The 22,482-nt window shown below is 70.3% G+C and carries 23 protein-coding genes, 1 tRNA gene and 2 pseudogenes; 15 read left to right on the forward strand and 11 right to left on the reverse strand.

Features of this window, described 5'->3' with window-relative positions; genetic code table 11:
- Positions 1–140 precede the first annotated feature (140 nt).
- From ACGFIO_RS26065 to ACGFIO_RS26075, 3 genes are all read right to left on the reverse strand, one after another.
- Positions 141–749 carry a GNAT family N-acetyltransferase gene (locus ACGFIO_RS26065; protein WP_392829423.1) on the reverse strand — a complete coding sequence of 203 codons (609 nt, stop codon included), beginning with the start codon at positions 747–749 and terminating at the stop codon, positions 141–143.
- A 69-nt stretch (positions 750–818) separates the two neighbouring features.
- A complete protein-coding gene (locus tag ACGFIO_RS26070) occupies positions 819–1,634 on the reverse strand; it encodes an IclR family transcriptional regulator C-terminal domain-containing protein (RefSeq protein WP_392829425.1) in 816 nt (271 codons plus the stop codon).
- A gap of 26 nt (positions 1,635–1,660) precedes the next feature.
- On the reverse strand, positions 1,661–3,091 hold the full coding sequence (locus tag ACGFIO_RS26075; protein WP_392829427.1) for an amidohydrolase family protein: 1,431 nt from the start codon (positions 3,089–3,091) through the stop codon (positions 1,661–1,663).
- Positions 3,092–3,305: 214 nt separating this feature from the next.
- Here ACGFIO_RS26075 and ACGFIO_RS26080 point away from each other — a divergent pair, with 214 nt between their 5' ends.
- Genes ACGFIO_RS26080 through ACGFIO_RS26100 form a run of 5 tightly spaced genes read left to right on the forward strand, consistent with a single transcriptional unit; the run spans position 3,306 to position 7,394 of the window.
- Positions 3,306–4,430, forward strand: coding sequence for a CaiB/BaiF CoA transferase family protein (locus tag ACGFIO_RS26080; RefSeq protein ID WP_392829429.1), 1,125 nt, complete (start codon positions 3,306–3,308; stop codon positions 4,428–4,430).
- Entirely contained in the window at positions 4,412–5,212 is an 801-nt protein-coding gene (locus ACGFIO_RS26085) for a citryl-CoA lyase (RefSeq protein WP_392829431.1), read from the forward strand. The genes ACGFIO_RS26080 and ACGFIO_RS26085 overlap by 19 nt, the downstream gene beginning before the upstream one ends.
- A gap of 21 nt (positions 5,213–5,233) precedes the next feature.
- Positions 5,234–6,097, forward strand: a complete 864-nt coding sequence (locus tag ACGFIO_RS26090; protein WP_392829432.1) for an extradiol ring-cleavage dioxygenase — start codon at positions 5,234–5,236, stop codon at positions 6,095–6,097.
- On the forward strand, positions 6,094–6,453 hold the full coding sequence (locus ACGFIO_RS26095) for a hypothetical protein (protein WP_392829433.1): 360 nt from the start codon (positions 6,094–6,096) through the stop codon (positions 6,451–6,453). Before ACGFIO_RS26090 ends, ACGFIO_RS26095 begins: the two co-directional genes overlap by 4 nt.
- On the forward strand, positions 6,450–7,394 hold the full coding sequence (locus ACGFIO_RS26100) for a zinc-binding alcohol dehydrogenase family protein (RefSeq protein WP_392829435.1): 945 nt from the start codon (positions 6,450–6,452) through the stop codon (positions 7,392–7,394). Before ACGFIO_RS26095 ends, ACGFIO_RS26100 begins: the two co-directional genes overlap by 4 nt.
- A gap of 51 nt (positions 7,395–7,445) precedes the next feature.
- Here the strand turns inward: ACGFIO_RS26100 and ACGFIO_RS26105 are convergent, their stop codons facing one another.
- Positions 7,446–7,796 (reverse strand): YybH family protein, encoded by a 351-nt coding sequence (locus tag ACGFIO_RS26105; RefSeq protein WP_392829553.1) that lies wholly within the window; start codon positions 7,794–7,796, stop codon positions 7,446–7,448.
- Between the two features lie 91 nt (positions 7,797–7,887).
- On the opposite strand from ACGFIO_RS26105, the pseudogene ACGFIO_RS26110 reads away from it, so the two are divergent.
- Positions 7,888–8,418, forward strand: a pseudogene (locus tag ACGFIO_RS26110) (LysR family transcriptional regulator); the annotation flags it as partial.
- A gap of 516 nt (positions 8,419–8,934) precedes the next feature.
- Positions 8,935–9,258: pseudogene (locus tag ACGFIO_RS26115) on the forward strand (LysR substrate-binding domain-containing protein); the annotation flags it as partial.
- A gap of 68 nt (positions 9,259–9,326) precedes the next feature.
- Here ACGFIO_RS26115 and ACGFIO_RS26120 read toward each other — a convergent pair.
- Together ACGFIO_RS26120 and ACGFIO_RS26125 are read right to left on the reverse strand one after the other, a co-directional pair.
- A complete protein-coding gene (locus ACGFIO_RS26120; RefSeq protein WP_392829436.1) occupies positions 9,327–9,899 on the reverse strand; it encodes a hypothetical protein in 573 nt (190 codons plus the stop codon).
- 24 nt (positions 9,900–9,923) lie between these two features.
- Positions 9,924–10,148: a hypothetical protein gene (locus tag ACGFIO_RS26125; protein WP_392829438.1), complete on the reverse strand. Its 225-nt coding sequence runs from the start codon at positions 10,146–10,148 to the stop codon at positions 9,924–9,926.
- A gap of 259 nt (positions 10,149–10,407) precedes the next feature.
- Here ACGFIO_RS26125 and ACGFIO_RS26130 point away from each other — a divergent pair, with 259 nt between their 5' ends.
- Genes ACGFIO_RS26130 through ACGFIO_RS26140 form a run of 3 tightly spaced genes read left to right on the forward strand, consistent with a single transcriptional unit; the run spans position 10,408 to position 13,444 of the window.
- Positions 10,408–11,421 carry a Bug family tripartite tricarboxylate transporter substrate binding protein gene (locus ACGFIO_RS26130; protein WP_392829440.1) on the forward strand — a complete coding sequence of 338 codons (1,014 nt, stop codon included), beginning with the start codon at positions 10,408–10,410 and terminating at the stop codon, positions 11,419–11,421.
- On the forward strand, positions 11,418–11,906 hold the full coding sequence (locus tag ACGFIO_RS26135; RefSeq protein WP_392829442.1) for a tripartite tricarboxylate transporter TctB family protein: 489 nt from the start codon (positions 11,418–11,420) through the stop codon (positions 11,904–11,906). Before ACGFIO_RS26130 ends, ACGFIO_RS26135 begins: the two co-directional genes overlap by 4 nt.
- Entirely contained in the window at positions 11,903–13,444 is a 1,542-nt protein-coding gene (locus tag ACGFIO_RS26140; protein ID WP_392829443.1) for a tripartite tricarboxylate transporter permease, read from the forward strand. The genes ACGFIO_RS26135 and ACGFIO_RS26140 overlap by 4 nt, the downstream gene beginning before the upstream one ends.
- A 132-nt stretch (positions 13,445–13,576) precedes the next feature.
- Here the strand turns inward: ACGFIO_RS26140 and ACGFIO_RS26145 are convergent, their stop codons facing one another.
- On the reverse strand, positions 13,577–14,251 hold the full coding sequence (locus ACGFIO_RS26145) for a response regulator (RefSeq protein ID WP_392829444.1): 675 nt from the start codon (positions 14,249–14,251) through the stop codon (positions 13,577–13,579).
- Entirely contained in the window at positions 14,248–15,807 is a 1,560-nt protein-coding gene (locus ACGFIO_RS26150) for an ATP-binding protein (RefSeq protein ID WP_392829446.1), read from the reverse strand. The genes ACGFIO_RS26145 and ACGFIO_RS26150 overlap by 4 nt, the downstream gene beginning before the upstream one ends.
- A gap of 52 nt (positions 15,808–15,859) precedes the next feature.
- Between ACGFIO_RS26150 and ACGFIO_RS26155 the strand changes: the two genes are divergently transcribed.
- Entirely contained in the window at positions 15,860–16,822 is a 963-nt protein-coding gene (locus ACGFIO_RS26155; RefSeq protein ID WP_392829447.1) for a tripartite tricarboxylate transporter substrate binding protein, read from the forward strand.
- A 476-nt stretch (positions 16,823–17,298) separates the two neighbouring features.
- Positions 17,299–17,955, forward strand: a complete 657-nt coding sequence (locus ACGFIO_RS26160; protein WP_392829448.1) for a hypothetical protein — start codon at positions 17,299–17,301, stop codon at positions 17,953–17,955.
- A gap of 12 nt (positions 17,956–17,967) precedes the next feature.
- On the opposite strand, the gene ACGFIO_RS26165 is transcribed toward ACGFIO_RS26160, so the two are convergent.
- Entirely contained in the window at positions 17,968–18,660 is a 693-nt protein-coding gene (locus ACGFIO_RS26165) for an SDR family NAD(P)-dependent oxidoreductase (RefSeq protein WP_392829450.1), read from the reverse strand.
- A gap of 63 nt (positions 18,661–18,723) precedes the next feature.
- Between ACGFIO_RS26165 and ACGFIO_RS26170 the strand changes: the two genes are divergently transcribed.
- Positions 18,724–19,575, forward strand: coding sequence for a helix-turn-helix domain-containing protein (locus ACGFIO_RS26170; protein ID WP_392829451.1), 852 nt, complete (start codon positions 18,724–18,726; stop codon positions 19,573–19,575).
- 306 nt (positions 19,576–19,881) lie between these two features.
- A tRNA-Arg gene (locus ACGFIO_RS26175) sits at positions 19,882–19,954 on the forward strand.
- 35 nt (positions 19,955–19,989) lie between these two features.
- Here ACGFIO_RS26175 and ACGFIO_RS26180 read toward each other — a convergent pair.
- Positions 19,990–20,340, reverse strand: a complete 351-nt coding sequence (locus ACGFIO_RS26180) for a hypothetical protein (RefSeq protein WP_392829453.1) — start codon at positions 20,338–20,340, stop codon at positions 19,990–19,992.
- A 59-nt stretch (positions 20,341–20,399) separates the two neighbouring features.
- Between ACGFIO_RS26180 and ACGFIO_RS26185 the strand changes: the two genes are divergently transcribed.
- Complete coding sequence (locus ACGFIO_RS26185; RefSeq protein ID WP_392829454.1) at positions 20,400–21,059, forward strand: NADPH-dependent FMN reductase; 660 nt, start codon at positions 20,400–20,402, stop codon at positions 21,057–21,059.
- 103 nt (positions 21,060–21,162) lie between these two features.
- On the opposite strand, the gene ACGFIO_RS26190 is transcribed toward ACGFIO_RS26185, so the two are convergent.
- On the reverse strand, positions 21,163–22,407 hold the full coding sequence (locus tag ACGFIO_RS26190) for a hypothetical protein (RefSeq protein WP_392829456.1): 1,245 nt from the start codon (positions 22,405–22,407) through the stop codon (positions 21,163–21,165).
- Positions 22,408–22,482: the final 75 nt, after the last annotated feature.

The raw sequence follows: 22,482 nt of genomic DNA on the forward strand, positions 1-22,482 counted from the left end.
CCGAGCAGATTGTCGTGCAGGTGGTCCTGGATTCCCTCAGCGCCGGTCTCGGGCACACCATTACGCCCAACGGCCCGCTATGGCGAGGAGCGTGCGACCGGCATATCGCCAGCCCGACCCACATGCACGGGCTCTGTTTGTCAGCGGCGGCCGTAGCGGCGGGTCGGCACGTTACGCAGCCGATCGCGACGGGCGCCGGCGTGCGCCTCGACCAGTTCCCAGGTGTCCAGGCTGCTCGGACCGTAAGGCCCTTCCTGCAGAATCGGCGGCTCGCCGGTGAGCCGATACCCGCAGCGCCGCGCCACAGCCGTGCTGGCCGTGTTGGCCGGGTCGATCCGCAGCAGCAACCGGCTCAGATTGAGCGTGCCGTGCGCATACCCGGAAAGCACTGACAGCGCCGCCGACGCCAGCCCCCGCCGACGGAAGCGCGCACCCACCAGATAGCCCAGCTCGGCCTCCTTGAGGCCGAGGTCGACCCCAAAGAGCAGCACCTCACCGAGCGGCGTCCCCCCGTCGGCCGTGATCGCCAACTGGATGCGCTGCCCGGTGATCCGCCCCTGCTGGGCCCGTTTCAGGTACGCGAGCCCGGCCGGCATGTCGAACGGCGACGGCATCGGCGTCCACCGGGCGATGGCCGGCTCATCAAGCAGCTCAACCAGGTCGTCGAGGTCTTCCGAGGTCCATTCGCGCAGCTGGACGCCCCCGCCGGTCAGCGAGATCGGAAAAGGCAGGCGCCCAACGGTCGTCACCTGTCGATCGTGCCGCCAAGGAACCGCTTCCGGCCAGTATCGATGGCCAGGAAAGCCATGAATGATTACTCATCCCCCACCGCCGGGGGTGATCTTCTTCTCCGGAAGGCTGCCCAGCATCGCCCAGTCGTGGCTGATGTCGGACGCCGCCCGCAGCAGCAACGGAAGATATTCGCCGGTCAACTTCTCGACCGAGGTCTCGGCGGCGTGCACGGTCACGTTCACCGCGGCGACCACCTCACCCTCGGCGTCCCGGATCCCGGTGGCGATCGACCGGATGCCGGGTGCGAGGTCCTGGTCGGCCAGCGCCCACCCTTTCGCCCGGACCTCGCGCAGCTCCCGGAACAGTTCGTTCGGTGTCGGTTGCCACCGCGGCGTGATGCCGGACCGGCTCGGCTCCTCCCACAGGTGGTCGAGCGAGTTGAAGTCCTGCGCGGCCAGCAGCACCTTGCCCATCGAGGTGGCGACGGCGGGGAAGCGAGTGCCGATCGAGACGGCCAGCGTCACGATCTTGGGCACCGCTACCCGGGCGACGTAGACGATGTCGCCCTCGTCCAGTTGCGCCATCGAGCTGGACTCGTTCGTCTGCACGACCAGCTTCTCGAGGTGCGGCCTAGCGACATCCCACAGGTCGAGCGCGTTGATGTACGTCATCCCGAGCTCGAGCACCCGTGGCGCCAGCACGTACCCACGGTCGTGGTTGCGTACGTACCCCAGCGCCACCAGCGTCATCAGAATCCGCCGCACCGTCGGCCGGGCGAGCCCGGTGTCAGCGGCGATCTCACTGAGCGTCGACACCCGGCGTTCCGGCCGGAAGGTCCGCAACACCTCCAGCCCGCGGGCCAAGGCCTCGATGAAGTCAGGGCCGGCGTCATCGCGCGCCATCCTGCCTCCTTCGAGTCCCATGAGACTCAATGCTTCCACTGTGCCGAACCGGCATCCCACTGGGTGTACGTGTAGGGGTTGTCCATCACCTTGGTCTCCGGGATGTCAGGGTTCATGCCCTTTTCCCAGGCCTCCTGACCCATCTCACCAATCAGGTGCTCGACGGTGGCCTCAACCTTGGCTCGGGCCGCGGCCAGATCGACGTCGACCAACCGATGGTCGCGCTTCACGAGGCGGCCGTTGACCATCACGGTGTGCACGTCGCCGCGTTGCGCCTGGAACGCGACGTGACCGTACGGGTTGAGGATCGGGAACATCACCGGCGAGGCGTCGTTCTTGATCAGCACGATGTCGGCCTTCTTGCCCGGCTGCAGGCTGCCCACCTTGTCGTCGAGGCCGAGCGCCTTGCTGCCGCCCCGGGTCGCCCAGTCGACCACCTGCTCGGCGCGCAGGTGCAGGTGGGTGACGGTCTCGGCGTTCGCGTGCGCCGCCATGTGCTCACGTGACCGGTCGGCGCCGAGGGTGGTGCGCATCGCCGAGAACAGGTCGCCGCTCCACCACACGCTGGTGTCCATCGACAGCGAGACCGGAATGTTGTGGTCGCGCAGCGTCCAGGTGGGCGGGTAGCCCTGGCCGGCGCTCTGCTCGCTCTCGGTGGAGACCGAGACCGACCCGCCGGTGGCGGCGATGCGGTGGTACGAGTCCTTGTTGAGCGTGGCGGAGTGCACGTAGATGTTCTGTGGCGTCATGAAGCCGTTCTCGTGCATCAGCCGGATGCCGTCGTCGTTGGTCGCGCCCCACACCCCGGCGTGCGTGGTCACGGGCACACCGAGCTCACGCGCCACCTCGAAGGCCGCCTTCTCGGGGAACGACGGGTCGCCGGTGACGTCGAACGCCATCTGGAAGCCGAGCATGTCGTTGCCGCTGGAGATCCGCCGGTTGACGAAGTCGCGGAACCCGTCGCTGGTCGACCACTCCCAGGGGCCCTGCTGGATGTTGCCGTAGGCCAGGACGAACCGGCCCGGCACCGCTTCGAGCGCGTCGACGGCGGCGTCCGCGTGCTGCGGCGTCTGCAGGCCGTGCGACCAGTCGACGGTCGTCGTGACCCCGGCGTCGATGGCCTCGATGGCGGAGAGCAGGTTGCCGGCGTAGATGTCCTCGGGGCGGAACAGCTTGCCGGACTCGAGGTAATACCAGACGAAGTACTGCGTCAGGGTCCAGTCGGCGCCGTACCCGCGCATCGCGGTCTGCCACATGTGCCGGTGGGTGTCGATCATGCCGGGCATCACGATGCCGCCGGTCGCGTCGATCTCCACGGTGCCCTCCGGCACGGCGAGGCCGACGCCGACCTCGGCGATCTTGTCGTCGACAACCAGGACGTCCGCACCCGTCAGGACCGTGTGCGCGTCATCCATGGTGAGCACTGAGCCGTTGCGGAAGACCACGGGTTCACTCATCGCCGTTCACTCCCCTTCGAGCCTCGGCGGACAGTCGTCCGTCTGGCGGTCGCTGTGAGGCCACCAGGTTGCCCCCCTCGTTTACGGCATGTCAAGGCCGGATTTCCACAACCTCACGAGCCGGTTGACACCGTCGCGAACGAGGGAGAAGACTTCTCGTCAGCGGACGATCGTCCGCACAGCGAACGCATGGACGCACTCATGAAGGGTGGACATGGGACCTCTCAGCGGCCTGGTGGTGGCCGACTTCTCCCGGATCCTCGCGGGTCCGTACGCGACGATGCTGCTGGCCGATCTCGGCGCGCAGGTCATCAAGGTGGAGAGTCCGGGCGGTGACGACACACGGACCTGGATGCCACCGGTCCGCGACGGCATCGCGACCTACTACCTCGGTATCAACCGCAACAAGCGGTCCATCGCCCTCGACCTGAAGAACCCCGACGACCTCGACGTCGCCCAGCGCCTGGCCCGCCGAGCCGACGTGCTGATCGAGAACTTCCGGCCCGGCGGGCTCAAGCGCTTCGGACTCGACCACGAGACGGTCAGCGGCACCAATCCGGGCATCATCTACGCGTCGATCACCGGCTTCGGCAGCGGCAAGGGCGCGAGCTATCCCGGGTACGACCTGATGGTCCAGGCGATCTCCGGGCTGATGAGCCTCACCGGCGACCCGGACGGCCCGCCCTACCGCGCCGGCATCTCGGTGTTCGACGTGATGGCCGGCATGCACGCCAGCATCGGCATCCTGGCCGCGCTGCGACACCGCGACGAGCACGGCACCGGCCAGCACGTCGAGGTCAACCTGCTGTCGTCGGCGTTGTCCGGGCTGGTCAACCACAGCAGCGGGTTCGTTGCCGGTGGCACCGTGCCGTTCCGGATGGGCAACGCGCATCCCAGCCTGTTCCCGTACGAGCCACTGCCCACCGCCGACGGCGAGTTGATCGTGATCACCGGCAACGACGGCCAGTTCCGCAAGCTCTGCCAGGTGCTCGACCTGCCCGACCTGCCCGACGATCCGCGCTTCGCGCACAACCAGGACCGCACCGCCAACCGCGCCGAGCTCCGGCCCATCCTGGTCGAGCGGCTGACCAAGCGGACCAAGGACGAGTGGTTCCGCGACCTGCTCGCCGCCGGCGTCCCGTGCGCCCCGATCAACACGATCGACGGTGGCTTCGCGCTGGCCGAGGAACTGGGCCTGGACCCGGTGGTGACGGTCGGCGACACTCCGGGGGTCCGCAACCCGATCACGTTCTCGCAGACCCCGGCGGAATACGAATTGCCGCCGCCCGCCCTGAACGAGCACGGTGAGGAGATCCGCGCGTGGCTGACCGAGAACTGAGCTTCCCGACCTCGATCGGCACGTCCGACGCGGACCAGATCCGGCTGCTCGGGCAAGACCTGGCCGCCGATCTGATGGGCAAGGTCGGGTTCGGCGAGCTGGCCTATTGGCTGGTGGCCGGGCGCCGGCCCACAGCGGGCGAGACCCGGGTGTTCGAGGCGGTCCTGGTCGCCCTGGCCGACCACGGGTTCACGCCGACCGCGATCGCGGCGCGGCTGACCTATCTGAGTGCGCCCGAGTCACTGCAGGGCGCCCTCGCGGCCGGCCTGCTCGGCGGCGGCTCCCGCTTCCTCGGCGTCACCGAGGACTGTGGACGGTTCCTGCACGAGACCCTGCAGGGGCTTCCGGCCCGGCCGGAGGACGACGCCGGGTGGGACGCGGTCGCGCTGGAGGCGGTCCGGGGCGCCCGGGCGGCCAAGCAGCTCATCCCCGGCCTCGGGCATCCGGTGCACAAGGTGCGTGATCCGCGTACCCCCGTCCTGATCGGCATCGCCGAGGAGGAGGGACTCCGCGGCCCGCACCTGCGCTTGTTCGAGGCGATCGGAAGGGTGCACCCCGAGGTGCTGGGCCGCACCCTTCCGCTGAACGGCGCCGGAGTCTGCGGCGCGGCCCTGGCCGACCTGGGTCTCCCGGTCGAGCTGCTGCGCGGCTTCGCCCTGCTGGCCCGCGCGGCCGGCCTGCTCGGCCACCTCGCCGAGGAACGGCGCCGCCCACTCGGCATGGACATGTACCTGACTGTCGACCGCAACGCGGTCTACACCGATCTCGATCAAACCGACTAAACCACAGAGAGAGGAGCCGCCGTGGCCACCGTCGTAGCGGTGATCGCCTCCACCCACCACCCGTTCTACTACCGGGCCAGCACGGCCACCGGTGAGGACCGTCCGCCCTTCGCCGACGAGTGGGTTCGCAAAATCACCGCGTTCCGCGAGACGCTGACCCGGGCGAACCCGGACGTGCTGGTGATGGTCGGTTCCGACCACTTCCATCAGCTGTGGCTCGACAACATGCCACAGTTCCTGATCGGCAAGGCCCCGTTCTACGACGCGAACTGGTACAACGAGGAACGCGAGTTCGGCCTGCCCAAAATGCTGCTCAAGGGCGACGAGGAGCTGTCCGCGCACCTGCTGCGCGAGGGCCTGGACCGCGACTTCGACCTGGCGTTCAGCAACGAGCTGCGGATCGACCACAGCATCACGTGCCCGATCATCACCCTGCGGCCCGAGGCCGACCTGCCGATCGTGCCGATCTACACGAACATCTTCGCGCCGCCCCTCCCCCGGCCGAAACGCTTCGTGCAGTTGGGCGAGACGATCCGCGAGATCGTCGAGGCCTGGCCGTCTCATCTGCGCGTGGCGATCATCGGCACCGGCCACCTGTCGCTGGAGCTGGGCGGGCCGCGCCAGTTCGGTCCGCACGGCCCCGACCCGGAATTCGACCGCAAGGCCGTCGAGTGGATCGCCACCGGTGACCTGGAGGGCTGCCTTTCCGAGGTCACTCTGGACAGCCTGCACGCGCCGGGCAACGCGACCCACGGGTTCATGGACTTCATGCTGATGATGGGCGTGGCCGGCGCCGGCGTGAAGGCGGACTACGTCGACAGCCTCGACCTCTTCCACACCATGGAGGCGTACTTCACCTGGTACCCGAACGGAGCGCCGAAATGAGCAAGTACCTGGTGAACAAGTTCCTCTACACAGTGGACCGCGACCCCGACCTGGTCGAACGCTACCGGGAGGACCCCACCGGCACGGTCAACTGGTGGGAGGCGGAGCGGGCGAACGCGGTGCTCAACTGCCACGACGGCGAGGCCAGCACCTGGCTGAAGTTCACCGACGAGGAACGCGGGGCGCTGGCCACCCACAACCACGTGAAGCTGTTCGAGCTGGGCGCGCACCCGTTCCTGACGCTGACGCTGTTCATCGCGATGTTCGAGCGCGACCACGGTCCGCTCGAATACCAGATGGCCTTCGGCGCCCGGCTCAAGCACTTCGACCAGCCCTACCCCGACATCGCCACATGATGCGCGCCGCCGTCATCGACACCTGCGGCAAGCCACCGGCCGTGGCCGAGCATCCGCAGCCCGCCGCCGGGCCGGGCGAGGTCCGGGTGCGCGTAACCGCCGCCTCGATCACGCCGCTCGACCTGCTCTGCGCCACCGGCACGTCGTACTTCGGCACGCCGGCCACGCCGTACATCCCGGGCGTGCAGGGCGTCGGCGAGCTCGAGGACGGCACCCCGGTGTGGTTCGCCACGTCGGCCGGGATGCGTCCCGGCAACGGCAGCATGGCCGAGTGGGCGGTGGCCGCGGACGGCGACGTCGTTCCGCTGCCTGAGGGGGTGGACCATCGGTTGGTCGCCGCTCTGGGCCTGTCCGCGGTCGCCGCGCTGATGGCGCTGACCTGGCGCGGCGACCTGCGGGCGGGCGAGCGGGTGCTCGTCCTCGGCGGAGGCGGCGTCGTCGGGCAGGCGGCGATCCAGCTGGCGACGCTGCACAATGCGAGCCGGGTGATCGCCGAGTGCCGTTCGGACGCCGCACAGCGCCGGGCCGAGCGGGCCGGGGCTTCGGCCGTGGTCCGGCTCGACCGGCCCGGCTTCGACGAGCGGCTGGCCGAGCACGGGCCGATCGACCTCGTGATCGACCCGGTGTTCGGGGCCCCCGCGGTGTCGGCGCTGCATGTGCTGCGGCCCGGCGGCCGGCTGGTCAACCTGGGCAGCTCGGCCGACGAGACCGCGCCCATCGACTCGGCCACCCTGCGCGGCAAGCACCTGAGCGTGCTCGGTTACACGAATACCGAGCTGACCAAGGAACAGCGGGCGGACGCCCTGGCCGTCATCGCGGAACACGTGCGCGGCGGGCGGCTGACCCTCGACTATGAGACGGTCGACTTCGCTGACATCGGCGACGCCTGGTCCCGCCAGGCCGCCGGCACCGCCGACCGACGTCTGGTGGTGGTGCTCTGAGAGACGCCACCCCAGCCCGCGCTGACCCGGCCGGCCGAACAGTAGCCACGATCAGCGCGACTGATCCGGCCTGGTGAACTCGGGCTGATCGAGAACGCGCAGCCAGGAGCCGTCGGCCTGACGGCGGACGACCTGGGCCCGGGCGCCGGAGCCGTCCTTCGGCGGCGTCGAGGTCAGGGCCAGGTCGCCGCTGATCAGGGTCGGCAGGGGCTCCTCGGGCTCGAACGCCGGCATGTGCGGCAGGGCGTTCTCCCACAGCTCGCGGATGGCGGCCCGGCCCACGGTCTGCTTCCCGGGCGGGTAGGCCATCACCGCGTCCTGTTCGTAGAGCAGCGACAGGCCCTCAGCGTCCTTGGCGTTCGCGCGCTCGACGAACAGGCGGGTCAGGTCTTCCGGCTTCAGTGCCTTCTCTCGTTGGCTCATGGCTTCACCCTCGCCCAGCTGCTACTACAAGTCCAACTCATGGTTTTTATCGCAGCTAGAATCTGCGGTTATGGAACTGCGACAGCTGGAGTACTTCGTCGCGGTGGCCGAAGAGGCCAACTTCACGCGGGCGGCGGAACGGGTGCACATCAGTCAGTCCGGGGTCAGCGCGCAGATCCGGGCGCTGGAGTCGGAGCTCGGTGCGGAGCTGTTCGACCGGACGGCGCGAAGCGCACGGTTGACCGGCGCCGGAGAGGCGGCGTTGCCGTTCGCACGGGAGGCGCTCGCGGCGGCCGGTCACCTGCGTGGTGCGGTCGACGACGTCAACGGCCTGGTCCGCGGCCGGCTCGTCGCCGGCATGGTGCAGGGCTGCGAGGTCAAACCGTGGTTCGGGGCTATTGCCGGGTTTCACGGGGAACATCCCGGAATCGAGCTGGACCTTCGCGAGGGCAACTCGGATGCGCTGATCGCCGACGTGCGCTCGGGAGCGTCCGATGTGGCGCTGGTCGGCATCGCCGGCGAGCCGCCTGACGACCTCTCGTCCGAGGTGATCATCCGCGAGGGCTTGGCGGCCATGGTCCCGCCCGGTCACCCCCTCGCCACGAGCAGGCCCGACGAGGCAATCCCCCGCGACCACACAGTCGCCACGAGCAGGCCCGGCGGGGCAGGCGTGCAAGACCATCCGGCCAGCGTGGACGAACGAGGAGGGGTAAACGCCCACGACCACGCGGTCAGTGCGAACCGCCGAAGCGAGGCAGGCGCGCGCGACCACACAGCCGCCGCGCGCAAGCACGCCAAGGCAGAGGGGCGACATCACGCGGTCGGTGGACGAGACCAAGCGGCCGGCCGGAACAGGCACGGTGAAGAAGGCGGACGAGACGACGCGGCCGGTCGGAGCAGACAGGGTGAGGCAGGCGGACGAGACCACACGGTCGACGGGAGCAGACCAGACAAGGCAGACGGACCAGACCACACGGTCGACGGGAGCAGACCAGACAAGGCAGACGGACCAGACCACACGGTCGACGGGAGCAGACCAGACAAGGCAGGCGGGCACGGGCGTGCGGTCATCGCGGGAGGGATGAGCGAGGTCGGCCGGCTGGGTGGGGTGGATTTGGCGGAGCTTTGTGCGTACCCCATCGTGTCCTTGCCTTTGGGGACCGGGATTCGCAGCGCCTTTGATCGGGCGTGCGACGCGGCTGAGTTGCGGCCGGTTATCGCGCTCGAGGCTTCCGCGCCCACCGCGGTCGCGGAACTCGGTGCGCGCGGGCTCGGGGTCGCGGTGCTCAGCCGGTCGATGGCCGCCGCTTTCCCGGAACTGGTCGCGCTGCCGATCGACGGGGTCGACGTGCCCGCGCTGCTCGCCGTGGTCTGGCGGCCGCGGCCCAGCCCGGCGGCCGCGACTTTCGTCCGCCACTGCCGGGAGGCGTTCGCGGCCTGACGGACTGGCGGGGAGACGGAGGCGAAGGCGGGAGGCGACAGCGCCAGGCGACAGCGGGAAGTCGAGGGTTAGAAGCCGCCTGGGTCACCGCCGGCGCTGCTCGTCCACTCGGGCGGAGGAGGCGGCGGGCGGAAGCGTCCACGGCTGCCCGGTGCGGTGCCTGCGCCGTCAAGATGTTGCAAGCACGTCGCCCCGGGCACGGGCCAGCACTGGCCTCGGCCGCCGCAGTCGGCTAGGTAGCGTCTCGCGTCGGGCACGCCCGCCTCACCGTCGACCCGGAAGAGCAGCGGGAGGCCGGCCGGCTCGTCGGCTCGGGCCTGGCGGTAGGTGACGGCCAGCGCACCGCTCACCTCGGCGAACGGCAGGGGGCGCCCGGCTGCGGCGGCGGTGAACTCAGCGTACTCGCGCTCGTGCCGGACGAACTCGCGCCACCAATCCGTGACCAGCACCGACGGAACCGAACGGGCGCCGCGGGGATGGCGCGCGAACAGCCGGAACCACTGCCGCGCCGCCGCCTCGACCAATGTCAGTTGCGCCTCGGTGAGGCCGGGGCGCGACGCGGCGATGCGCCGGCGCACGCCCACCGGGAAGGCGAAGCCGTCCACAAAGGCGACCCGCTCCTTCGCCCGCCTGAAAGCCATGCCCCCAGCGTGCGGGAGTCCCGTTCAGACGGTCAATGACCGGCCGAAAGGTCCGCTGATTGCCGCCCACTGCAACAGCATGATCGTCTTGGCGTCGGCGATGCGGCCATCGTGACACATGGCCAGCGCCTCGTCGAACGGCAACTCGACCACCGCGATGTCCTCGCCGTCGTCGTGCAGGCCGCCGCCGTCGCCCGTCCGGGTGCCGGCCGAATAGGGTGCCGCATAGAAGTGCAGCCGCTCGGTCACCGACCCTGGGCTCATGTACACATCGAACACATGCTCGTCTCCGGATCATCGTCGTCGAGCAGGCCGGCCGCGCCTCCAGCAGCATGCCGTCCGGATCTGACTGGCCGGCGCGTTGACGGCGGGACTCTGCTGTGCCCGTACCTGGGAATGGGTGTTGGTTTCTAAATAAACAAAACGACCATCGTCTCCGGAAGCGTGACCGGCGTCACCACCTCGCGGCAGCATCGGCGAAACGAGGTCGTAACGTGAGGAGCCGGTCGTGAGGCGTGCACTGGCGGTGGCGATGTCCGCGATGCTGGTCGCGGGGGCGGTGGCCGGCTGCGAGCGGGATTCGCCGGGGGCGGCCAAGGGCGGTGGGCCGGTTCAGTATCCGACCAAGACTCTGCAGCTCATGGTGCCCGCGGCGCCGGGTGGGGGCTGGGATCTGACCGGGCGCACGATGCAGAAGGCGTTCACCGACGGCAAGATCATTGACCAGTCGGTCGAGGTGTACAACGTTACCGGCGCGGCGGGGACGATCGGGCTGGCGCAGCTGGTGTCCAAGAACCGCGGCGACGCGCACCACCTGATGGTGATGGGTCTGGTCATGGTCGGCGGGGTCGTGTCGAACAAGTCGCCCGTGAAACTCGACCAGGTCACGCCGATCGCGACGCTCACCGCCGAGCAAGAGGTGATCGTGGTGCCGGCGAACTCCAAGTACCAGAATCTCAAGCAGCTGATGGACGACGCCAAGGCGAACCCTGCCTCGATCAACTGGGGTGGCGGCTCGGCCGGTGGCACCGACCAGATTCTGATCGGCCTGCTGGCCAAGGCGGCCGGCGCCGACCCGAAGTCGATGAAGTACGTGGCCTACTCCGGTGGCGGCGAGTCCAAGGCGGCCCTGCTGGCCGGCGACCTGACCGCGGCCGTCTCGGGGCAGAGCGAATTCAAGGACCTGGTCTCGGCGGGCAAGGTGCGTGCGCTCGCGGTGTCCGGCGCAAAGGGCGTCGACGTCGGTGGCGGCACGCCGGCCAAAACCATCAAGGACGAGGGGTACGACGTCGACCTGATGAACTGGCGCGGCATCGTCGCCCCACCGGGGATCGACGCGCCGACCCAGCAGGCGATCACCGGGATGATCGACAAGTTGCACGCGTCGCAGCAGTGGAAGACCACACTCACCGATCAGGGGTGGGAGGACTTCTACAAGAGCGGCGCGGACGCGAAAGCCTATTTCGAGAGTGAGAACCAGCGGATCACCGCAGTACTCACCGAGATCGGGCTCGGCGGATGACGCTCGAGTCCGAACCGGAGCGGCGGCCTGTCGCCGGCCGCCGCTCCGGGTGGGTCCTTCCGCTGATCCTGCTGCTCGCCGGGGTCGGCCTGCTGCTGGCCGCGCTCAACGCCGCCGGCGGGGACTTCAGCCCGCAAGGTCCGCGGCTCGCACCCGTGCTGGTCACCGGCGGGTGGGTGGTCATCGCCGGGATCTACCTGCTGCGCTTCCGGCGGGAGAGCGAGGAGGCCGAAGAGAAGGACGAGACGATCAGCTGGCGTACGCCGCTCGGGGTGGTCGGCTGCCTGGTCGGCTTCGCGCTCGCGCTGGAGTACGCGGGCTTCGTGATCTCCGCCTTCCTCTTCGTCATCGCGGTGTCCCGGGTGCTGGGCAGTCGCGGCCTGGTCCGTGACGTGATCGTCGCGCTGGTGCTGCCACTGGCCGTCTACTTCGCCTTCACCCGCCTGCTCGACATCTTCCTGCCCGCGGGGGTGTTCCCGCTGTGAGCTTCCTCGGCGACCTGCTGTCCGGCTTCGGGACGGTTCTGCAACCCGAATACCTCCTGTACGCCGTCATCGGCGTCACGCTGGGCACGTTCGTCGGGGTGCTGCCGGGCATCGGACCGGCGCTGACCATCGCGCTGCTGCTGCCGGTCACGTTCAGCCTGGACGACCCGATCGGCACGTTCATCATGTTCGCCGGCATCTACTACGGCGCCATGTACGGCGGCTCGACCACGTCCATCCTGCTCAACACGCCGGGTGAGTCGGCCTCAGTGGCCACCGCGATCGAGGGCTACCAGATGGCCCGCCGCGGCCGGGCCAAGGCGGCGCTGGCCACCGCGGCGATCGGCTCGTTCGTCGCCGGCACCATCTCGACGTTGCTGCTCAGCCTGTTCGCCCAGCCGGTGGCCAAGCTGGCCACCACGTTCCGGGCCTCCGACTACTTCGCGCTGGCGCTGCTGGCCATGGTCGCGGTGACCGCGCTGGTCGGCCGATCCTTGCTGCGCGGGCTGATCGCGCTGATGTTCGGCCTGTTCCTCGGCCTGGTCGGCATCGACGGGCTGACCGGGCAGGCCCGCTTCACCTTCGGTACGACCGAACTGCTCGAAGGCATCGACGTGGTGGTCGTGATCGTCGGGCTGTTCGCGATCGGCGAGACGCTTTACGTCGCGTCCCGGCTCCGCTCGCTGCCGGCCGCGGTGGAGCCGATCCAGCCGGGTACGCCGACGTTGAGCCGGGACGATTGGCGCCGGTCGTGGGGGCCGTGGCTGCGCGGGACGGCGTTCGGTTTCCCGTTCGGCGCGCTGCCGTCGGGTGGTGCGGACGTGCCGACGTTCCTGTCGTACACGTACGAGAAGCACCGCTCGAAGAACCGCGACGAGTTCGGCAAGGGCGCCATCGAGGGCGTCGCCGGTCCCGAGGCGGCCAACAACGCGGCGTTCTCCGGTGTGCTCGTCCCGCTGCTCACGCTCGGCATCCCCACGTCGGCGACGGCGGCGGTGATGCTGGCCGCGTTCCAGATCTTCAACCTGCAGCCCGGCCCGCAGCTCTTCGACAAGTCGCCGGATCTGGTGTGGGCGCTGATCGCCTCGCTCTATGTCGGGAACGTGCTGCTCCTGGCCCTGAATCTCCCGCTCATCCGGGTGTGGGTCAAAGTCCTGCAGATCCCCCGGCCCATCCTGTACGCCGGGATCCTGGTGTTCGCCACCCTGGGCGTGTACGCGGCCACCGGCAGCATCAACCAGGTCTTCATCGCGTACGGCGTCGGGGTGATCGGCTTCGGCATGCGGCACTTCGACTTCCCGATCGCGCCGGTCATCCTCGGGCTGATCCTCGGACCGATGATGGAGTTGCAGTTCCGCCGGGCCCTGCTCGTGTCCAACGGCGACATGTCGGTGTTCTTCACCCGCCCGCTGACGGTGGTCCTGCTGGCGCTGGCGGTGGTCGCGGTGCTGGTGCCGTACCTGCCCCGGATCGTCGCCCGGCTCCGCGGCCGTGGCGCCGAGGAGCCGCGCAAGCTGGTCTTCGCCGAGGACGACTGACCCCCGCGTGGTATCCGCGTCCCGGACACCGCTCGGGCCTACCACTGACAAGACTTAGTGGCAGGGCCGAGCGGTGTTCGCGGCCGGATTCCGCTCTGGGCTGCCACTGGGGAGGGCAGGGCGGGGAGAGAGTCAACCGATCCAGCGGTAGCGACGTTGCGGGCGCCCGGCCGAACCGTAGCGCAGCCGGACCTCGGCCTTGCCGGTGTCGACGAAGTGTTCCAGGTAGCGGCGGGTGCTGACCCGGGACAGGCCGATCCGTTCGGCGCACTCGCCGGCCGACAGGTCGCCGTCGTAGGAGCGCATGGCCGCGGCGATCAGCGCCGACGTGTCCTCGGTGAGGCCCTTGGGCAGAGTCTTGGACGTGGTTCGGAGGGCCACGAACAGGTCGTCCACATCGGACTGGAGGACGTCGCCGGCGGTGGCGAGGCGGCCGTACGCGTCCGCGTACCGCTCGAGCCGGTCGCGCAGGACGTCGAAGGTGAACGGCTTGAGGACGTAGTGCACCACGCCGCCGTGCAGGGCCGAGCGGACCGTGCCGACGTCGCGGGCCGCGGTCACCGCCAGCACGTCGGGGCCGCCGCCGTCCTGCTGTTCGCGGAGCCGGCGCAGCACCTCCAGCCCGGAGATGTCGGGCAGGTAGATGTCCAGAAGTACCAGGTCGGGGTGTTCGGCCGCGGCGAGGGCCAGTGCCTCCGCCCCGGTGTGGGCGACCCCGATCGTGGTGAAGCCGGGCACCCGGTCGACGAAGCCTCGATGCACCTTCGCCACCATGAAGTCGTCGTCGACCACCAGCACCCGGATCATGCGACGGCCTCCAGCAGCAGTGGCAGCCGGGCGGTGAACGTCGACCCGGACACCGACACCCGCCCACCCCGGTGCACGCAGATCAGCCGGATCATGGCCAGCCCCAGCCCATGGTGGCCGTCCTCCTCGCCCTTGGTGCTGTAGCCCTGCTGGAAGACACGCTCGGTCAGATCCGGCGCCACGCCCGGCCCCGTGTCGCGCACCGTGACCACGACGTCGTCGCCGTCCGTGCGTACCGTCGCCGTGATCTCACCGCCCGCACCCACCGCGTCGAACGCGTTGTCGACCAGATTGCCCACCACGGTGACCAGGTCGGCGGAGAGCCGCTCGTCGACCGGCGGCAGGTCCGTCTCCGGGCCGATGGTCAGCGTGACGTTCTGCTCGGCGGCCAGACTGGCCTTGGCGATCAGCAGCGCCGCCAGGGCGGGGTCGCGGATCGCCCGGGTGACCTCGCGGTCCAGGCTCTCGTGGAGTTCGCTGGTCCGGGTGATGTAGCGGACCACCTCCTCGTGTTCGCCCAGCTCGACCAGCCCGGCGATGGTGTGCAGCCGGTTGACGAACTCATGCGCCTGGGCCCGCAGGGTGTCCGTGGTGTGCCGGCTGACGTCGAGCTCGCGGCGCAGCGCGGTCAGCTCGGTGCGGTCGCGCAGCGTGGTCACCGACCCGACGTCGCGGCCGCGCATCACCACCGGCCGCCGGTTGAGCACGACCACCCGGTCGTCGCTGAGCACCACCTGGTCCAGGCCGGCCGACCGGCCGGTCAGCACGTCCACCAGCGCCTCGTCCAGACCGAGCTCGGCCAGCTCGCGGCCGACCGGATCGGACCGCAGCCCGAGCAGCCGCAACGCCTCGTCGTTGACCAGCGTCACCCGGTGCGCCGAATCGGTGCCGATCACGCCCTCCTTGATGCCGTGCAGCATCGCCTCGCGGTGCTCGACCAGCCCGGAGATCTCGCGTGGCTCCATCCCCAGCGTCTGCCGTTTCACCCGGCGGGCCAGCAGCAGCGACCCGCCGACCCCGACGGCCGCGCCCAGGATCAGATAGATCAGCAGATTGGGTACGGCGCTGCCGAGCTGGCCGACCAGCGTCGGGTACGCCCGCCCGACGACGATCATGCCGATGAAGTGGCCGTCCTTCTCGTCCAGGACCGGGACGTGCGCCACCAGTTCCTTCGGCTCGTCGAGGACGCCGACCCAGGACCGCCCGGCCAGTCCCGTGCTGGCGCCCATGCGGGCCGGCTGCCCGGCGTCGGGACCGGTCACCACCACGCCGCTGGAGTCGGTGATGGCCACATAGGACGCGCCGGACACCGCCCGCGCCGTCTCCGCGACGGTTTCCAGCACCTCCCGCTGCAGGCCGTCGTCGCGCAGGCCCAGGCGTACCGTGCTGTTGATCGCCGTGTTCTCACCGACCGAGCGCAGGCGTTCGCCCTCGACCCGCCGGAACGCGGCGTCCGCCTCGGCGATCGACACCGCCGCCACGGCCACCACGACCAGCAGCACGATGGTCAGCTGCAGGAACAGCAGCTGCCCGGCGAGCGACAGTCGTTGGCGCATGCGCCAATGGTGCTGGTTGACGGGCCCGAGGGAAAGGGCTTGGCTGTCAGCCATGCGACGGCGGAGTCTCCTCGGTGGGGCGCTGGCGCTGACCCTGGCCGCCTGTTCGGCCGAGAACGACGCCGGGTTGCGGATCATGGTGCCGAATCCGCCCGGCAGTGGTTACGACATCACCGCGCGGGTGCTGGCGGCCGCGCTCGACTCGAGTGGGATCGCGCGCGGCGTCGAGGTGTTCAACCTGCCCGGGTCCAGTGGTGTGGTCGGATTGCGACGGCTGGTCTACGAGCGCGGCAACGAGCGGCTGCTCATGCTCATGGGGCTGGGCCTGGTCGGTGCCCAGATCACCGCGGACGCGCGGGTCACGCTGCGGGAGACGACGCCGGTGGCGCGGCTGGTGCAGGAGCCGGCCGTGCTGGTGGTCCGGCGCGATTCCGGGTACGGGTCGCTGGAGGCGCTGATCTCCGGCTGGCGGGCGGACCCCGGTGGTGTGCGGATCGGTGGCGGGTCGCAGCCGGGCGGGCCGGATCACCTGGCCACGATGCTGCTGGCCGAGGCGGTCGGGTTGCCGCCGGCCCGGGTCGCCTACCACCGGCACGACGGCGGCGGCGATCTGCTGGCGGCGATCCTCGGCCGCGAGGTGGACTTCGCGATGTCGGGGATCAGCGAGTACGCCGACCAGATCGAGTCGGGCCAGCTCCGGGCGCTGGCCGTGACCAGCGAGAAGCCGGTGCCCACGTTGCCGGCTCCGACCGTACGCGACGCCGGTTTTGATGTGGTCTTCAACAACTGGCGCGGGATGGTGGCGCCGCCCGGCCTGAGCGACGCCGGCCGTGCCCGCCTCCTCGGCATGCTCGGTGACCTGGCCGTCTCACCGGCCTGGGCGGCCGCCCGGGAACGGTTCGGCTGGACCGAGGCCTACCTCGACGGTTTCGCCTTCGACCAGTTCATGGCGGCCGAGGACGCCCGGGTGACGAAGGTCCTGGACAGCCTCGACCTGGCTCCGCTCAGGAAGTGAAACGGCGCCAGGTTGGCCGGTCTGCGGGATGCCGGACACCACGGACGGCACCACCTGACGATCGGCTGGCCGGACGTCGTGCGGCGACGGCCTTCGGTTCGCTGCTATCCACGACTCGACCTCTTCAGCCGGCCAGACGCGACCCTGCGCGAGCTGCGCCGCGGGGGCCGGAAAGCCGCGACGCCGGACGAGCTTGTAGAAACGCCGCCGCGCGATCGGGGCGAGCATCGAACGGATCTCACGGGCACCAACCAGTCGTACCGTCACGCCGCAACCCTAGTCGTACGACCACGGTCTGAGATGGACGGCGGTGGGTTCCCGGCGTGCTGTACGCCGAGGTCACCGAGCCGCTGCCGACCCCGGTTGCGCGCCGCGGGTGAACCTACCGGCTTTGTGCCACGGTTTGCCCGGATCGCCCCGTGGGCACCGTGACCGACGAGCATGAGGTCGGACGTCGCCAAGCCTGGAGGGTTCCCGTGAAGAAGCTCGTCTTCGGTGTCCTGACCGCCGGTCTGGTGCTCACCCAGCCGGCCTGCACACCCGCCGCGGCACCCGTGGCCGCGCCGCCCAGCGCCACGGCCACCGACCCGGCTCCGGCCGCCTCACCGTCGCCCTCGTCCTCGTCCTCTCCTTCACCCTCGGCCACCACCAAGTCCGAGAGCGGGTCGTCGGGGTCGCCCCTGTCCGGCCGGCGCCAGGTCGTGATCCGGCCCAACCCGAGCACCGAGTCGATCGTCGCGGTCGACGCCAAAGGCCGGCTGACCCTGACCGACGGCCAGCCCGAACACAGCCTGTTCGTGTTCAGCCCGGTCGGCGGCAAATACCAGATCAAGACGGCCACGGCCGGCACCGGCGGCGAGCCCGACTGCATGGGCGTAAAGAGCAACGGCAGCGCCCCGCTCACCGTCGTGGCCACCGCCTGCGACACGTCCCGGGCGGGCCAGCTGTTCGACGTCGCCCGGCAGAAGAAGAACGACGCGCAGGGCCGGCCCACCTACACGATCGCCAACCAGGGCGCGTTCCTGCAGGAGCGCCCGACCGGCCTGATCGCCGAGGAACTGGGCGACTCGCCCCTGGAGACGACGTTCTCCCTGGTCGACAACGGCCCGTCCACCCTGCCGAGTCTCGACTGACCCGGCCGCCGGTCACCAGGGCAGAACGCCGTCGCGGTCGGTCGCCGTGCCGGTCGGCGTCCGGTCGCCGAGGGTGGCGATCCGTACGGCCGCGTCCGAACCGTCCCGCACGCTGTGACCGAGTCCGCCGGTGAAATCGGTCGCCGACTGGCCCGGATCGACGACGTTGAACCGGATGTCCGGGATGGTCCGGGCGTACTGCATGGTCAGCATGGTGACCGCGACCTTGGACGACCCGTAGGCGGCCAGTGGATACCGCGACTCGACCCGGTCCGGGTCGTGGATCAGCGTGAAGGACCCGACGCCGCTGGTGACGTTGATGACCGACGGCGCCTCGGCCGCCCGCAGCAACGGCAGGAACGCGTGGGTGACCCGTACGGTGCCGAACACGTTGGTCTCGAAGACCGGCCGCAGGTGCGCGACGGTCATCTCCTCGGGCGACGTGACGTCCCCGAGGATCCCGGCGTTGTTGATCAAGATGTCGAGGTGCCCGGCCGCGGCCCGGATCGTCGCGGCGGCGGCACCGACCGACCCGTCGTCGGTCACGTCCAGCGGCACGAACCGGGCGCCGAGCCGGTCGGCGGCGGCCTGGCCACGTTCGGCGTCCCGGGCGCCGATCCAGACGGTCTGTCCGGCGTCGATGAGGCGGCGGGCGATCTCGAAACCGAGACCTCGGTTACCGCCGGTGATGAGCGTTGTCGTCATGTCTCGACCCTGCGGCCCGCCTTCCGCGGCAGCCAGGGAAAGACCGTGCTACCCATGGAGGCGATGAGTTCGGAACCGTTGTCCCTCGGCGAGATGCTCCGCGGCCGGCGCGAGCACCTCACGCCGGCCGATGTCGGGCTGCAGTCCTTCGGCCGGCGCCGCACGGCCGGGCTACGAAGGGAAGAGCTGGCGCAGCTGGCCGGGGTGAGCGTCGACTACATCATGCGGCTCGAGCAGGGACGCGCCCGTACCCCGTCGGCGCAGGTGGTGGCCGCGCTGGCCCGCGCCCTGCAGCTGAGCCGCACCGAGACGGCGCTGTTCCACCGCGCGGCCGGCCTGACCCCACCGGCATCGGGAACCGTCTCGCACCACATACCGGCCGGGGTGCAGCGGATGCTGGCCCGCATGTCCGACCTGCCGCTGGCCGTGTTCGCCGCCGACTGGACCCAGCTGGCCTCGACGCCGCTCTGGCAGGCCCTGTTCCAGACCCCGCCGGTGGCGGCCGACCCGGACCAGAACCTCCTCGTCCAGGTCTTCATCGACGACAGCGTCAGTCAGGTCGCGACCACCCACGGCGGCCCCGAGGCGTTCGAGCGCGCCCTGGTCGCCGACCTCCGGCGCTCCGCGGCCGACCACCACGACGATCCCCGCTTCCGGGCGTTCGTCGCCGACCTGCGCTCGCGCAGCCCCCGGTTCGCCGGACTGTGGGACGAGGGGCGGGCGGCCGCCCATCGGAGCCTGGTCAAGACCGTGCACAACCCGCTGGTGGGTGACGTCGTGCTCGACTGCGACGTGGTCGTCGCACCGGATTCCGACATCAAGGTCGTCATCTACTCGACGTCGCAGCGCGGACCGGACGCGGAGAAGCTCGACTTCCTCCGGGTCAGTGCGGTGCACCGCTATTCGTCGAGGTAGAGGCGGAACGGATGGCCGGCCGGATCGAGCATGACCCGGACATGGCCGCCATGGTTGGAAGGACGCCTCCTCAGCGCCCACGCTGACGGCGAACGCGACCACCTCGGTCAGGTCGTCGACCTCGATCTCCAGGCGCATCGACATCTGCGGATCGCCGGGGGCGGCCGGCCAGACCGGGTGTACGCAATCCGGCTCGGTCTGAGAGCCCAGGTCGTAACCGGCGTCGGCGGACGGCGACCGTTCCGGCGAGCAGTGCGACGAGCGAACAGCCGGTCGCGCGACATCGGCTGGTAGGCTGCTGCCCGAGGCCTAGTAGCTCAGGGGATAGAGCACCGCTCTCCTAAAGCGGGTGTCGCGCGTTCGAATCGCGCCTGGGCCACCTTCAGTGCACGAGAAGCTCCGGGTCACAGCAGCTCAGTGCCACAGCAGATAGACCAGGCCGGTGACCACGCCGACGCCGGTCACCAACAGGCCGGCGATCACACGGACGAGCCATCGCGACCCCGTCCGGAACGCGCTGACGACGGTCAGGACCAGCCCGGTCAGGCCGGTGGCGAGGACGACGGCCACAGCGCCGAGCCCGACGGCCCACTCGCCCACGCCCAGCTCGCCCTGCCGCACCTCGTCGTGGCCGAGGATGACGACCGACAGCGAGTAGAGGCCGGCGACCGCGAGCCAGGCCAGCTCGGCCAGCAGCAGGAGGCAGGAGGTCGTTACTCGGCCGATCCGGCGCGGCTGAGCCGGTACGGCGGCATCGCTGATCATGGATGCACGGTATCGACTCCGGCTTTTCGTTCGACCGTGCGGGGCCTATCGTCTCGGCCATGGCGCGCATTTTGCTGATCTCGGGCAGCACCCGTGACGACTCGCTGCCGACGGCCGCCCTGCGGACCACCGCCCGGGTCGCGCCGCCCGGTGTCACGGCCGTTCTCTACGACGCGCTGCGGGTGTTGCCGGCGTTCGTGCCCTTGGAGGATCGGGTGCCCGGGTCGGTCGCCCTGGTCCGCGACCAGGTCACGGCGGCCGACGGGCTGCTCTTCTGCACCCCGGAGTACGGCGGCTCGCTGCCCGGCAGCCTCAAGAACCTGCTCGACTGGCTGACCGACGGCCCGCACCTGACCGGCAAACCGGTGGCGTGGCTGTCGATCGCCCCGCCTGGCCAGGACGACGGCGCGCGGGCCGGCCTGGAGGCGGTGCTCGACCACGGCGGCGCCCGGGTGCTGCGGGCGGCCTGCATCCGCATCCCGCTCGGTCCGACCGCCGTCGACGGCCACGGGCTGATCGCCGACCAGCGGTTCCACCAGGCCGCCCAGGATGTGCTGCTGTCGCTGTCCCGGTCCCAGGCCCCGCCCGAGCCTCAGCCGCAGCCGTCCTGGCAGGCATACTCCAGCCTCTATCCGATGGTTCCGCAGACCGACACGTCGGCGCTGCGCGCGGGTGGCCGCCCCCGTCCCACCTACTGGCCGGCGCCGGGTGGGTCCTGACCCGGCGACCGTTCACCTCGGGGAGGTCCGGGCGGCGGTGCCGGCGATGTCGCGGCGCCAGCGGTCGGCGCCGGACGGGTGCAGCCGCGGCCGGGGTTCCACGTCAGAAGTAGAGGATCACGATCACGCCGAGCACGAACGCGACGAGCACCGTGCCCAGCAGCCAGCCGCCGAGCTTGGAAGTGGTGGTCTCGGGCAGGCGGCGGCGCTGGCGCAGTTCCTCGATGGTGCGGTCGATCTCGGTGGCGGCGCCGGGGATCTCGGCCAGCTCGCGGCGCAGGCGGTCGGCCTCCTCACCGGCCACGGCGGGCTGGCCGGAGTCGGCGAACTGGCGGATCAGGCGTACGCCCATGGTCAGCTTGTCGGCGGCGGTCCCGATGATGTGGCGATTCTCGGCGATGGTCTGCCGGGTGTGCGAGGTGATCGCGAGCTCGGCGGCGACCGGGAACAGCTCGGTGAACCGGTCGGCCAGCGGTCCGGACTGCTCGTAGAGCCGGCTGGCACAGTTGTTGAACGCGATCGCGAGCAGCTCGGAGACGTGCGCGGTGCGCCGGTGCCCGGTCGGGGGGAGCAGGGCGCGCAGCCGGGTGAGCGTACCCATCGCGGTCTTGGCCTCGTCGATCGCCGAATCCACCATGCCCGCCTCGAGCAGCGACCGCACCCGCCCGGCGATCGCGTCGACCTCGGCGTAGAGCGGGTCGGCGGTGCGTGCCAGCAGGTCCTCGGCCACCTCGCGGCGGCCGGTCCACTCCCGGGCGCAACGGGCCGGGCGGGCCGGGTCCTTGGCCGCCACGGCCACCATGACCAGCGGCTGGAGCAGCGTGGCGGGCAGGCCGTCGCGGATCTCGTCGATGGCGGTCTCGGGCAGCCGGGCGTCGTTCAGCACCTGCACCCGGTGCAGCAGATGCTCGAAGAGGCCCTCGTCGCGCAGCAGGGCGTCCCACCGGCGGGAGGCGTCATCCCAGAGGTGTTCCAGGGTGGCGTCGTCGTCGGGGTTGCTCAGCTCGTGATCCAGGGCTCGGCCATACATGATGACTGCCCGATCGTGCTCATCGTGGAGTGATCTGGCGCACTTGCAGTCATTGCCGGGTACGTCCCACATCCAGAACAGCTCGTCGATGAGCCGGCGCCGCGGGTCCTCCAGGAGGCGCTCACAGGCGGCGCGTACCTCGACGGCGTCGACGTCGGCCGGGTGCCCGGCCACGGCCGCCTGCTCGTGCCGCCGGTGGACCGCGATGCGGTCGGCGGTGGTGGGCAAACCGGTGATCCGGAACGCGTTCCGATGGAACATCTCGGGTCCGGCGGCCGCCCGCAACGCCTCGGCCATCGTGTCCATCCTCATCTTCACCTCACTCAGGGTGCAGATCTGGTTACGCGGTCTCCAGTCAACACCACCCGGGTACGCCGGTCGATGTCCTGAAAG

The organism is Actinoplanes sp. NPDC049265 (assembly GCF_043197135.1).
In the GTDB taxonomy this organism is placed as follows: domain Bacteria; phylum Actinomycetota; class Actinomycetes; order Mycobacteriales; family Micromonosporaceae; genus Actinoplanes.

Excerpts from the sequence above, each read along its gene's own strand:
- ACGFIO_RS26070 (WP_392829425.1), bottom strand. The coding sequence starts at position 1,634 with ATGGCGCGCGATGACGCCGGCCCTGACTTCATCGAGGCCTTGGCCCGC.
- ACGFIO_RS26100 (WP_392829435.1), top strand. The coding sequence starts at position 6,450 with ATGATGCGCGCCGCCGTCATCGACACCTGCGGCAAGCCACCGGCCGTG.
- ACGFIO_RS26080 (WP_392829429.1), top strand. The coding sequence starts at position 3,306 with ATGGGACCTCTCAGCGGCCTGGTGGTGGCCGACTTCTCCCGGATCCTC.
- ACGFIO_RS26180 (WP_392829453.1), bottom strand. The coding sequence starts at position 20,340 with ATGATCAGCGATGCCGCCGTACCGGCTCAGCCGCGCCGGATCGGCCGA.
- ACGFIO_RS26165 (WP_392829450.1), bottom strand. The coding sequence starts at position 18,660 with ATGACGACAACGCTCATCACCGGCGGTAACCGAGGTCTCGGTTTCGAG.
- ACGFIO_RS26170 (WP_392829451.1), top strand. The coding sequence starts at position 18,724 with ATGAGTTCGGAACCGTTGTCCCTCGGCGAGATGCTCCGCGGCCGGCGC.
- ACGFIO_RS26120 (WP_392829436.1), bottom strand. The coding sequence starts at position 9,899 with ATGGCTTTCAGGCGGGCGAAGGAGCGGGTCGCCTTTGTGGACGGCTTC.
- ACGFIO_RS26185 (WP_392829454.1), top strand. The coding sequence starts at position 20,400 with ATGGCGCGCATTTTGCTGATCTCGGGCAGCACCCGTGACGACTCGCTG.
- ACGFIO_RS26145 (WP_392829444.1), bottom strand. The coding sequence starts at position 14,251 with ATGATCCGGGTGCTGGTGGTCGACGACGACTTCATGGTGGCGAAGGTG.
- ACGFIO_RS26155 (WP_392829447.1), top strand. The coding sequence starts at position 15,860 with ATGCGACGGCGGAGTCTCCTCGGTGGGGCGCTGGCGCTGACCCTGGCC.
- ACGFIO_RS26095 (WP_392829433.1), top strand. The coding sequence starts at position 6,094 with ATGAGCAAGTACCTGGTGAACAAGTTCCTCTACACAGTGGACCGCGAC.
- ACGFIO_RS26150 (WP_392829446.1), bottom strand. The coding sequence starts at position 15,807 with ATGCGCCAACGACTGTCGCTCGCCGGGCAGCTGCTGTTCCTGCAGCTG.
- ACGFIO_RS26075 (WP_392829427.1), bottom strand. The coding sequence starts at position 3,091 with ATGAGTGAACCCGTGGTCTTCCGCAACGGCTCAGTGCTCACCATGGAT.
- ACGFIO_RS26135 (WP_392829442.1), top strand. The coding sequence starts at position 11,418 with ATGACGCTCGAGTCCGAACCGGAGCGGCGGCCTGTCGCCGGCCGCCGC.